10 protein-coding genes are annotated in these 9,111 nt (G+C 70.5%); 6 read left to right on the top strand and 4 right to left on the bottom strand.

Annotation, left to right across the window (positions count from 1 at the left end):
* Positions 1-118: 118 nt before the first annotated feature.
* On the bottom strand, positions 119-415 hold the full coding sequence (gene rpmB / locus JWN21_RS04300; protein WP_299646582.1) for a 50S ribosomal protein L28: 297 nt from the start codon (positions 413-415) through the stop codon (positions 119-121).
* Between rpmB and JWN21_RS04295 the strand changes: the two genes are divergently transcribed.
* The 4 genes from JWN21_RS04295 (at position 405) to JWN21_RS04280 (ending at position 3,249) form a co-directional block, all read left to right on the top strand.
* Positions 405-779, top strand: a complete 375-nt coding sequence (locus JWN21_RS04295; protein ID WP_299646580.1) for a hypothetical protein — start codon at positions 405-407, stop codon at positions 777-779. The two genes, rpmB and JWN21_RS04295, sit on opposite strands and share 11 nt — an antisense overlap.
* A 26-nt stretch (positions 780-805) precedes the next feature.
* Positions 806-1,234: a nucleoside deaminase gene (locus JWN21_RS04290; RefSeq protein ID WP_299646586.1), complete on the top strand. Its 429-nt coding sequence runs from the start codon at positions 806-808 to the stop codon at positions 1,232-1,234.
* Between the two features lie 52 nt (positions 1,235-1,286).
* On the top strand, positions 1,287-2,597 hold the full coding sequence (locus JWN21_RS04285) for a hemolysin family protein (protein ID WP_299646577.1): 1,311 nt from the start codon (positions 1,287-1,289) through the stop codon (positions 2,595-2,597).
* 67 nt (positions 2,598-2,664) lie between these two features.
* Positions 2,665-3,249 carry a tetratricopeptide repeat protein gene (locus JWN21_RS04280; protein WP_299646575.1) on the top strand — a complete coding sequence of 195 codons (585 nt, stop codon included), beginning with the start codon at positions 2,665-2,667 and terminating at the stop codon, positions 3,247-3,249.
* Between the two features lie 98 nt (positions 3,250-3,347).
* Here JWN21_RS04280 and JWN21_RS04275 read toward each other — a convergent pair whose 3' ends face one another.
* The 3 genes from JWN21_RS04275 to purD all read right to left on the bottom strand — a co-directional run bounded on the left by JWN21_RS04275 (position 3,348) and on the right by purD (position 7,551).
* Positions 3,348-4,049 (bottom strand): hypothetical protein, encoded by a 702-nt coding sequence (locus JWN21_RS04275; RefSeq protein WP_299646573.1) that lies wholly within the window; start codon positions 4,047-4,049, stop codon positions 3,348-3,350.
* 199 nt (positions 4,050-4,248) lie between these two features.
* Complete coding sequence (locus JWN21_RS04270; RefSeq protein WP_299646571.1) at positions 4,249-6,015, bottom strand: VWA domain-containing protein; 1,767 nt, start codon at positions 6,013-6,015, stop codon at positions 4,249-4,251.
* A gap of 282 nt (positions 6,016-6,297) precedes the next feature.
* Positions 6,298-7,551: a phosphoribosylamine--glycine ligase gene (purD, locus tag JWN21_RS04265; RefSeq protein ID WP_299646569.1), complete on the bottom strand. Its 1,254-nt coding sequence runs from the start codon at positions 7,549-7,551 to the stop codon at positions 6,298-6,300.
* On the opposite strand from purD, the gene xseA reads away from it, so the two are divergent.
* Together xseA and JWN21_RS04255 are read left to right on the top strand one after the other, a co-directional pair.
* A complete protein-coding gene (xseA, locus tag JWN21_RS04260) occupies positions 7,550-8,935 on the top strand; it encodes an exodeoxyribonuclease VII large subunit (RefSeq protein ID WP_299646567.1) in 1,386 nt (461 codons plus the stop codon). The two genes, purD and xseA, sit on opposite strands and share 2 nt — an antisense overlap.
* Positions 8,936-8,950: 15 nt before the next feature.
* A partial coding sequence (locus JWN21_RS04255; RefSeq protein ID WP_299646584.1) for a DUF2093 domain-containing protein occupies positions 8,951-9,111 on the top strand: 161 nt, incomplete at its 3' end.

Here is a 9,111-nt window from a genome sequence, read left to right as displayed (position 1 = left end):
GCAAAGCGGCATGGTGGAGGGGCCTCTCCACCAGCGATGCCGCCTGAGGCTACGCCCCACCACCACCCGGCTGCGCCGGGCGGTCCCCCTCCCCGTGAACGGGGAGGAGCAAGGCACTTCAGGCCGCAGCAGTCGCCGACAGCTTCTTCCGGATGTCCTTTTTCAACCGGCGGCAGCGCAGCGACAGCTTGTCGTCGCCGGTCTTGACCAGCCAGTTGTCGAGACCGCCGTTATGCTCGACCGAGCGCAGGCCGTGGGTCGACACGCGCAGGCGCACGGAACGCTCCAGCGAATCGGACAGCAGCGTCACATTCTGCAGGTTCGGCAGGAAGGTGCGCTTGGTCTTGTTGTTGGCGTGGGAAACGTTGTTCCCCACCTGCCGGCCCTTGCCGGTCAGCTCGCAGATGCGCGACATGATCGAAAACCCTTACAGCCGATGGCTTGGAAAGGGTGGGCGCTTAGCGACGGGCGGTGCCGCAGTCAACCAAGTGTGCAACCCGCACTTGACGCCAGCGTTGTTACGGGCACGAACCGTTTTCGTCTCGAAAGGCTTTCCCATGCGCGCGATCCTCGTCCTGCTGGCCATCGTCGCGCTCGCGGCGGCAACCCTGATGTATTTCGGCTTCATCACCTTCGGCCAGGTGCGCCCCGGCTCGGTGCAGGTACAGACGCCGAGGTTCGAGGCCGATGTCGGCCGGGTCGGCGTGGGAACGGAGAACCGGACGGTCACCGTGCCCCGGCTAGAAGTCGAGCGCCCGGGCAACACGCAGGGTCAATAGTCGCCGTGTTCCCGCTGCCGCTGCCGATGCAGCGGGCGCTCGCGGCCGCGCGCACCGCGGCCGCGGAGGGCGAGGTGCCGGTCGGCGCGGCGCTGGTGCACGCAGGCGAGATCATCGCGCTCGCCGCCAATGCCCCGCGCACGCTCCACGACCCCACCGCGCATGCCGAAATCCGCGCGATTCGCGAGGGCGCGCGGCGGCTGGGGCGCGATCGGCTGGAGGATTGCGACCTGTGGGTGACGCTGGAGCCGTGCGCGATGTGCGCAGGCGCGATCGCGCATGCCCGAATCGCGCGACTCTATTACGGCGCGGCCGATCCCAAGGGCGGTGCGGTGGAGCATGGGCCGCGCTTCTTCACGCAAGCGACCTGCCATCACCGGCCGGAGGTCTACTCCGGGATCGGCGAAGGCGAGGCGGCAGCGCTGCTGCGCGGGTTCTTCGCGGAGCGCAGATGACGGGGATTGGCTTGTCGCCTCCCTTCAAATCCGCCACATAGCGGGCAAGCCGATGGCGCTCCCCCCTTTCCCTTGGTTCGACGTGTTCGTCATAGCGGCGCTGATCGCGCTGAACGGCGTGTTCGCGATGAGCGAGCTCGCGATCGTCTCGGCGCGCAAGGCGCGGCTGGAGGCGATGGCGCGGTCGGGCACGCTGACCCGGCGCACCGGCGCGCGCGCGGCGCTGCTGCTGGCGGCGGACCCGAGCAAGTTCCTGTCGACGGTGCAGATCGGCATCACCCTGATCGGCATCATCAACGGCGCCTATTCGGGCTCCAGTCTGGGCGCGCCGGTGGCGGCGCGGCTGCAGGCTCTGGGGCTGGAGGCAGACACCGCCCGCACGCTGGCGCTCGCGGTGGTGATCGGCCTGACCACCTATGCCTCGCTGATCGTCGGCGAGCTCGTCCCCAAGCAGTTCGCGCTGCGCAAGCCGGAGGCGATCGCCGCGGTGGTGGCGCTGCCGATGCGCTGGCTGGCAGTCGCCACCGCGCCGCTGGTGTGGCTGCTCGACAAGACCAGCGCGCTGATCTTCCATCTGCTGCGCCTCGACCGCGAGAGCGAGGACAGCGTCACGGCGGAGGAGCTGCACCTGATCGTCGCCGAGGCGAGCAAGTCGGGCGTGATCGAGGAGCATGAACGCTCGATCATCTCGGGCGTGGTGCGGCTCGCGGACCGCCCCGTTCGCGAGGTGATGACGCCGCGCACCGACCTGGACTGGCTCGACGCCGATCTGGATGCCGACGGCGTGCGCGAGCGGGTGCTGGCGTCACCGCACTCGCGCCTGCTGGTGGGCGAGGGGTCGATCGACGCGGTGATCGGCGTCGTCCAGGCGCGTGACATCGCGGCGGCGCTGTTCCGGGGCGAGGTGCTGAACCTGCGCACGCTGATGCGCAAGGCGCCGGTGGTGATCGACCAGATCGACGCGATGGACGCGCTGACCGCGCTGCGTGGCGCGGAGGTGCCGATGGCGCTGATCCACGACGAATACGGCCATTTCGAAGGCATCGTCACCCCAGCGGACCTGCTCGCCGCGATCGCGGGCGAGTTCGCGTCGGACACCGATCCCGACGAGGCGCCCAACGTGGTGGAGCGCGAAGACGGCTCGCTGCTGGTCGCGGGCACCATGGCGGCGGACGCGCTGGCGGACCGGCTCGGCTTGGACCTGCCCGAGGACCGCGATTACGCGACGGTCGCCGGACTGGCCCTGGCCGCGTTCAAGCACCTGCCGGGCGAGGGCGAGCATTTCGTCGAGCAGGGGTGGCGGTTCGAGGTGGTGGACCTGGACGGACGGCGGATCGACAAGTTGCTGGTGAGCGCCGCCTGACCGCGGTCGCGGTACACTTGCGTGCGCATAGGTTCTCGAACATGCAGGCCCGCGAGGGGGAGCGGCGATGGTCAAGAATAGAATGCTGATTTTGGCTGCCGGGGGCCTATTTACCTTGCCGATCATCGCGCACGCTCAGGCCGTGGGCAGCGTCGAATATCTCCTGCAATATGCGCGAACCTATCTGGCCGAGGGCAAGAAGAGTTCGGCCGAGAGCTACGCAAAGGAGGCGCTGGCGCTCGACCCTCGCAATGCCGAGGCACTAGCGGTTCTTCGGTCGACCAGTCAGCGGGATGCCGCGATGTCGACCACACCAGCAAGGCCGCGTCCGAACACCACGCAGATCGGCTCGTCGACCTATCTACTCGACTATGCGAAGCACCACATGCGCACCGGATCATGGGCCGGCGCGGCCGATTATGCGGAGCAGGCGTTGCGGGTGGATCCTGCTTCGGTCGAGGCCAGGCAAATCCTGGCGCTTGCCAAGGGTCGGGCTGCCAAGGGCGGAGGGGGCAGCATCTGCCAGGCGCGGTTCAGCACCTGTTGGGCAGGCGCGCAAACCTATACGCCCGGCGGCGGTTACAAGGCTGACAATCCCCGCCGACAGCAGTGTTTCGTCCAACGAAACCTTTGCGAGGCGCGCGCTCGGTAAGGAACGAGCGCGTCGCCGTCGTCGTGGCCGATCACGGTTGTCCGCCTTCCTCAGGGTGGTGATCGGGCGGTCGACGACCAGTACGGAAGGGAGCGCGCCTACAGCCGCCCGAACACCGCCTCGAACCCCGCGCGGTCCCCCGCCGCGAGGAACCGCGCCTGTTCCTGCCAGCGGTCGCGCCCCATCCTGCCGGTGAACGGCCCCATGTGGGCGTCCAGCAACGCGGCCTCGTCATCGGTCAGCGAGGCGAGCTGGCCGACGGTGGTGATGCCGTGTTCGGCGAGGCGCTGCGCGACCTTGGGGCCGAGGCCCTTGAGCTGGGTCACCGGGCCGTCGGCGGGGGAGGGACCGTCCGCCGTGGGTGCAGCTTCAGGCTCGGGCGCGGGAGTTGCCGGGGCGGGTGCCGCCAACGGCTGCACGGGCGCGGCGACGGGTTCGGTCAGGGGCGGTGGCGGGGGTGCCACCGGAGCCGACACTGGAACCGGCCCCGCATCCGGCCCCGCATCCGGCCCCGCGTCCGGCCCCGCGTCCGGCACCGCGTCCGGCGCTGGGGCATAGTCGTGCCGATCCTCGCTCTCGACGCGGTTCGGCGCGCCTTGGGCCTGCTCCTCGATGCGCTCGTTGTGCGCCGCCACTTCGCGCTCGCCCGTACGGCGACGGTGGGCGAGCCGCATCCCGAACAGGATGCCGGCGACCGTCAGCGCCGCCAGCACCGCGATCAGCACGAACGCGCCGCCCGTGAACAGGTCGGTGGTCTCGGGGATCAGGCTGGCCCCGGAGGCGGAGGTGATGGCGTCCATGCCGGTCCCTTACCGGACAAGCGGTGGGCGGGGAACGGCTAACCACGCGATCCGCGACCTGCGGCTCCGCTCTCGCTCGACCCCGCTCTTCCCCGGCGGAAGCCGGGATCCGGTCGGCCGCGCTGGCGCCTGGGCGACGAGGAAGGCGCGCGCTGCACTGGGCTCCGCCTCCCGCCGGGGAAGGTGAACGGTGCGCCGGCTACTCACCGCCCCCTGCCGCCGCGCCGCGATCGGCCAGCCTCGTCAGCTCGACGAACTGCTGGCGCCAGTAACTCCGCGGCTCGCCCGCCAGCGCGCGGATGTCGCCAAAGCCGTAGCTGCCGAGATATTTGTCGCCGCGCAGCTTCTGTCCGAATGCCGCCACCGACACCGCGAACGCCATGTCGCCCGCCGGTGGTCGAGCGGACGCGAGCAGGGCGGCGGATACCGGGCGGCTCAGCTCCCGCGACACGGTGCCGGTGGGCAGCTTGTAGCGCAGCTTGACGTTCGCCAGCTCGCCGCCGCCAGAAAACCTTGGGGACGCGACAGGGCTCGGACGGTTGGCGGCGTAGCGCCGCACGGGCGTCCAGCCCGGGCCGCCGGCGGGCACGACCTCGTACAGCGCGGTCACCTGATGGCCCGCACCCATGTCGCCCGCGTCGACCGCGTCGTTGGTGAAATCCTCCTCCGCCAGCGCGCGGTTCTCGTATCCGATCAGCCGGTACTGGCTCACCTGGGCAGGGTTGAACTCCACCTGCACCTTCACGTCCTTGGCGACGGTGACCATCGTCGCCGACAGCTCGTCCTCCAGCACCTTGCGCGCCTCGGATGCGGAGTCGATGTAGCTGTAATTGCCGTTGCCGACATCGGCGATGCGCTCCATCATCGCGTCGTTGAGGTTGCCGCGCCCGAAGCCCAGCGTCGTCAGCGTGATGCCGTCGTCGCGGTTGCGCTTGACCAGCGCCTCCAGCGCGCTCCTGTCGGAGATGCCGACGTTGAAATCGCCGTCGGTCGCCAGGAAGATGCGGTTGACGCCGCCCTGAATGTAGCTCGCGCGCGCGGTTGCGTAGGCGAGTTCGATCCCCGCGCCGCCCGCTGTCGAGCCGCCCGCGTCGAGGCAGGCGATCGCGGCCTTCACATACTCCTTGTTGCTGGTCGGCTCCAGCACGATGCCCGCACTGCCCGCATAGACGACGATCGAGACGCGATCGTCGGGGCGCAGCTGATCCGCCAGCCCTTCCAGCGCGCGCTTGACCAGCGGCAGCCGGTCGGGCGGGCCCATCGACCCGGACGTGTCGACCAGGAACACGAGGTTCGCGCGCGGCCGGGTCTCGGTCGCCACATCGTAGGAACGCAGGCCGATGCGGATCAGTCGCGTGTCCGCATTCCACGGCGTGCGCGCCACGTCTGTGGTGATGGAGAACGGCTCCGCGCGGCTGGCCGGGCGGGCATAGTCGTAGCGGAAATAGTTGATCAGCTCCTCCGTGCGCACCGCCTCGGCGGGCACGGCCTGGCCTTCGTTTAGGAAGCGGCGGACGTTGGCGTATGCGCCGGTGTCGACATCGACGGAAAAGGTAGAGACGGGCGCGGTCGCGACGTCCTGGATGCTCGCCACGGCGCGGCCGTCGTAGCGTTCGGCATTGCGCGGGGCTCCGTACGGGCTGGGCCGCGCCATGCGGCCCTGCTTTGAGGATTGCGCCACGATTCCCGGCGGGGGTGGCGCACTCATCACGACAGGCGGCGGCGGGGGCGGCGGTGACGAGGGTGGGACGATCAACGCCTGCGGCATCGGCCGGTTGCGGACCTCGCGACCGACTCGGCCGCCGGTGACGACGATCGGCGCGTTGTACCTGCGCTCGTCGCTGGACGGCGTGCGGCACCGCACGGGCGAGTCACCCGGCGGCGGCGCGATGCGGAGCTGCGGGGGAGGCGGCGCGGCGGAGGTCAGCAGACTGACGGCGGCAAGTCCGATCGCGGCACGGCGCATGGTGATCCTCCCCCTATTTCGATGTGATGATGTCACATCAGCGGTTGAACGCAAGCTGAATCGGGAAAGCAGCGCCTGAATCCGCTCCCCCACCGCATCCCCTCCCCGGCAAAAGCCGGGGTCCAGTCGGCCGCGCCGGCGGCGTAGGCTTTGCTTTAGATGTCGGACGATCTGTTCGGGGTAGATCCGGCGCAGCTCATTGGAAGGTGCCCTGTGCCGGCATGGCCGACTGGACCCGGGCTTCCGGGGAAGGGCTGTGCGCGGCGAGCTACTGAAGAAAGACTAGCCCAGCGCCCGCCATCCGATGTCCCGGCGGCAGAAGCCGTCCGCGAAATCGACCGCATCGACACCACGATACGCCGCTGCCTGGGCCGTCGCGACGTCGGCACCCGTGGCGGTGACCGCGAGCACGCGGCCGCCGCTAGCCACCACCTGCCCGCCATGCATCCGCGTGCCCGCCTGGAACACGGTCGCCCCGGTCGCCTCGGCGGCGTCGATCCCGTCGACCGGGCCGCCGGTGCGCGGGATGCCGGGATAGCCCTGCGCCGCCACCACCACCGTCAGCGCCGTTTCCGGCATGAACACCGGCACCGGCAGGTCGGCAAGCCGCCGCTCCGCCACCGCCAGCAGCGTGGCGAGCAGGTCGCCCTCGAACCGCGCCATCAGCACCTGGCACTCCGGGTCGCCGAAGCGCGCGTTGTACTCGATCAGCTTGGGGCCGGTGGCGGTCAGCATCAGCCCCGCGAACAGCACGCCGGAAAAGGGCGTGCCCGCGTCGGCCATCGCGCGCACGGTGGGCGCGACGATCTCGGCCAGCGCGCGCGCCTCCAGTTCGGGGGTCAGCACGGGGGCGGGGCTGTACGCGCCCATCCCGCCCGTGTTCGGGCCGGTGTCGCCCTCGCCGACGCGCTTGTGGTCCTGCGCCGAGCCGAACGGAACCAGCGTCTCGCCATCGGTGAGGACGAACAGGCTGACCTCCTCGCCGGTCATGAACTCCTCGATGACAACGTCCGCCCCGCCGTCCGCGAACAGCGTATCCAGCGCGGCCTCCGCCTCGGCGCGGCTGGTGGCGATCGTCACGCCCTTGCCCGCCGCCAGCCCGTCCGCCTTGATGACGACCGGCAGTCCGAACCCGTCCAGCGCCGCTTCCGCCTCGGCGCGGGAGCCGACGCGGGCATAGCCGGCAGTCGGGATGCCGACGCGCGCGCACAGATCCTTGGTGAAGCCCTTCGACCCCTCCAGCCGCGCCGCCGCCGCCGCCGGGCCGAATACGGCGATGTCCGCCGCGCGCAGGCTGTCCGCCAGTCCGTCGACCAGCGGCGCCTCCGGGCCGATCACGACCAGGCCGATATTCCTGTCGCGAGCGAAGGCAATCACGCCCGCGTGGTCGAGCAGGTCCAACGCGACCAGCTCGGCGTGGCGGGCGATGCCGGGGTTGCCGGGTGCCGCATAGAGCGTATCGAGGCCGGGCGATTGCGCCAGCTTCCACGCCAGCGCATGTTCACGGCCACCGCCGCCCACCAATAGGACGTTCATGCCAGACCCCTTTGCCGATCCCGCGCGGCTGGTAGCCGAGCCCGTTCCCGGCGACAACGCGCTGGCGCTGTCGGTCAGTGAGCTGTCGGGCAAGCTCAAGCGCATGGTCGAGGGCGAGTTCGGCCATGTCCGCCTGCGCGGCGAGATTTCGGGGTTCAAGCGCGTCGCGTCCGGCCATTGCTACCTGTGCCTCAAGGACGAGGACGCGGTCATTGACGCGGTGATCTGGCGCGGGGCTGCGTCGGCGCTGGCGTTCCGGCCCGAGGATGGCGCGGAGGTGATCGCGACCGGCCGGCTGACCACTTATCCGGGCCGGTCGAAATACCAGATCGTTGTGGATCGCATGGAGCTGGCGGGCGCCGGCGCGCTGATGGCGCTGTTGGAAAAACGCAAGGCAATGCTGGCGGCGGAAGGGCTGTTCGACCCGGCCCGAAAGCAAACTTTGCCCTTCCTCCCGCGCACCATCGGCGTGGTAACTTCCCCCACCGGCGCGGTGATCCGCGACATCCTGCACCGACTCGCCGATCGCTGCCCGACGCATGTGCTGGTCTGGCCGGTGAAGGTCCAGGGCGACGGCGCGGCGGAGGAGATCGCGGCGGCGGTGGCCGGCTTCGACGCGATGCCGGCGGAGACGCGGCCCGACCTCGTCATCGTCGCACGCGGCGGAGGCTCGGTCGAGGATCTGTGGGCCTTCAACGAGGAAGTCGTGGTGCGCGCGGTGGCGGCCTGCTCGATCCCGATCATCTCGGCGGTAGGGCACGAGACCGACACCAGCCTTTGCGATCATGCTGCAGACCTGCGCGCGCCGACGCCGACCGCGGCCGCCGAGCTGGCGGTGCCGGTGCTCGCCGAGCTGCGGCTGACGATCGAGAGCCATGCCGGACGGACGGAGCGCTGCGCGCGGCGGTACGTGGAGCGCGGGCGCGAGCGGGCGGAGGGTCTCGCGCGGCTGCTGCCCAAACGCGACGCGCTGCTCGGGCCGCAGCGCCAGCGCGCTGACGACGCAGGCCAGCGGCTGGGGCTGGCGCTGGAGCGGCGCGCCGGGCGGGCGCGGACCCAACTGGAGCGCGCAGGCGCGGTACTGCGGCCGGCGATGCTCGACCGGCAGCTCGGGCGGGGACGCGAGCGGCTGGCGGCGCTGGCGCGCGTGCTGGGCTCGCTCGATCCCGACCGGGTGCTGGAGCGCGGCTATGCCCGCATCGAGACGCGCGACGGCGCGACGGTGATGGACGCGGGCGCGGCGCGGGCGGCGGGTGCGCTGACCGTCCGCTTCCGCGACAAGCAGTCGGTCGACGTGCAGGTTGAGGCCGCAGGCAGCGACGCCTATGTTCGTGCCAAGCCGAAACCCCGGGCGACGCCACACGGCCAGCCCACCCTGTTCTGAGCGAGTAGCCGTGCGATGCTGATGTCCAACACCGATCGAGCGGCGCGGCTGCACTATTCCGCCAACGGTTTTCGCGTGCTCAGCCCCGGCGATCACGTGGTGTGCGGCGTCTCGGGCGCGCGCATTCCGCTGGACTCCTTGCGTTATTGGAACGTCGCCCGGCAGCAGGCCTATGC

This window comes from Sphingomonas bacterium (assembly GCF_028292945.1).
GTDB lineage: Bacteria > Pseudomonadota > Alphaproteobacteria > Sphingomonadales > Sphingomonadaceae > Sphingomonas.
This window is presented reverse-complemented; position numbering and strand designations above follow the sequence as displayed.

Coding starts and splice junctions, on each gene's coding strand:
- JWN21_RS04295 (WP_299646580.1), top strand. CDS start 405: ATGCGCGACATGATCGAAAACCCTTACAGCCGATGGCTTGGAAAGGGT.
- rpmB (WP_299646582.1), bottom strand. CDS start 415: ATGTCGCGCATCTGCGAGCTGACCGGCAAGGGCCGGCAGGTGGGGAAC.
- JWN21_RS04290 (WP_299646586.1), top strand. CDS start 806: ATGCAGCGGGCGCTCGCGGCCGCGCGCACCGCGGCCGCGGAGGGCGAG.
- JWN21_RS04285 (WP_299646577.1), top strand. CDS start 1,287: ATGGCGCTCCCCCCTTTCCCTTGGTTCGACGTGTTCGTCATAGCGGCG.
- JWN21_RS04280 (WP_299646575.1), top strand. CDS start 2,665: ATGGTCAAGAATAGAATGCTGATTTTGGCTGCCGGGGGCCTATTTACC.
- JWN21_RS04275 (WP_299646573.1), bottom strand. CDS start 4,049: ATGGACGCCATCACCTCCGCCTCCGGGGCCAGCCTGATCCCCGAGACC.
- JWN21_RS04270 (WP_299646571.1), bottom strand. CDS start 6,015: ATGCGCCGTGCCGCGATCGGACTTGCCGCCGTCAGTCTGCTGACCTCC.
- xseA (WP_299646567.1), top strand. CDS start 7,550: ATGCCAGACCCCTTTGCCGATCCCGCGCGGCTGGTAGCCGAGCCCGTT.
- purD (WP_299646569.1), bottom strand. CDS start 7,551: ATGAACGTCCTATTGGTGGGCGGCGGTGGCCGTGAACATGCGCTGGCG.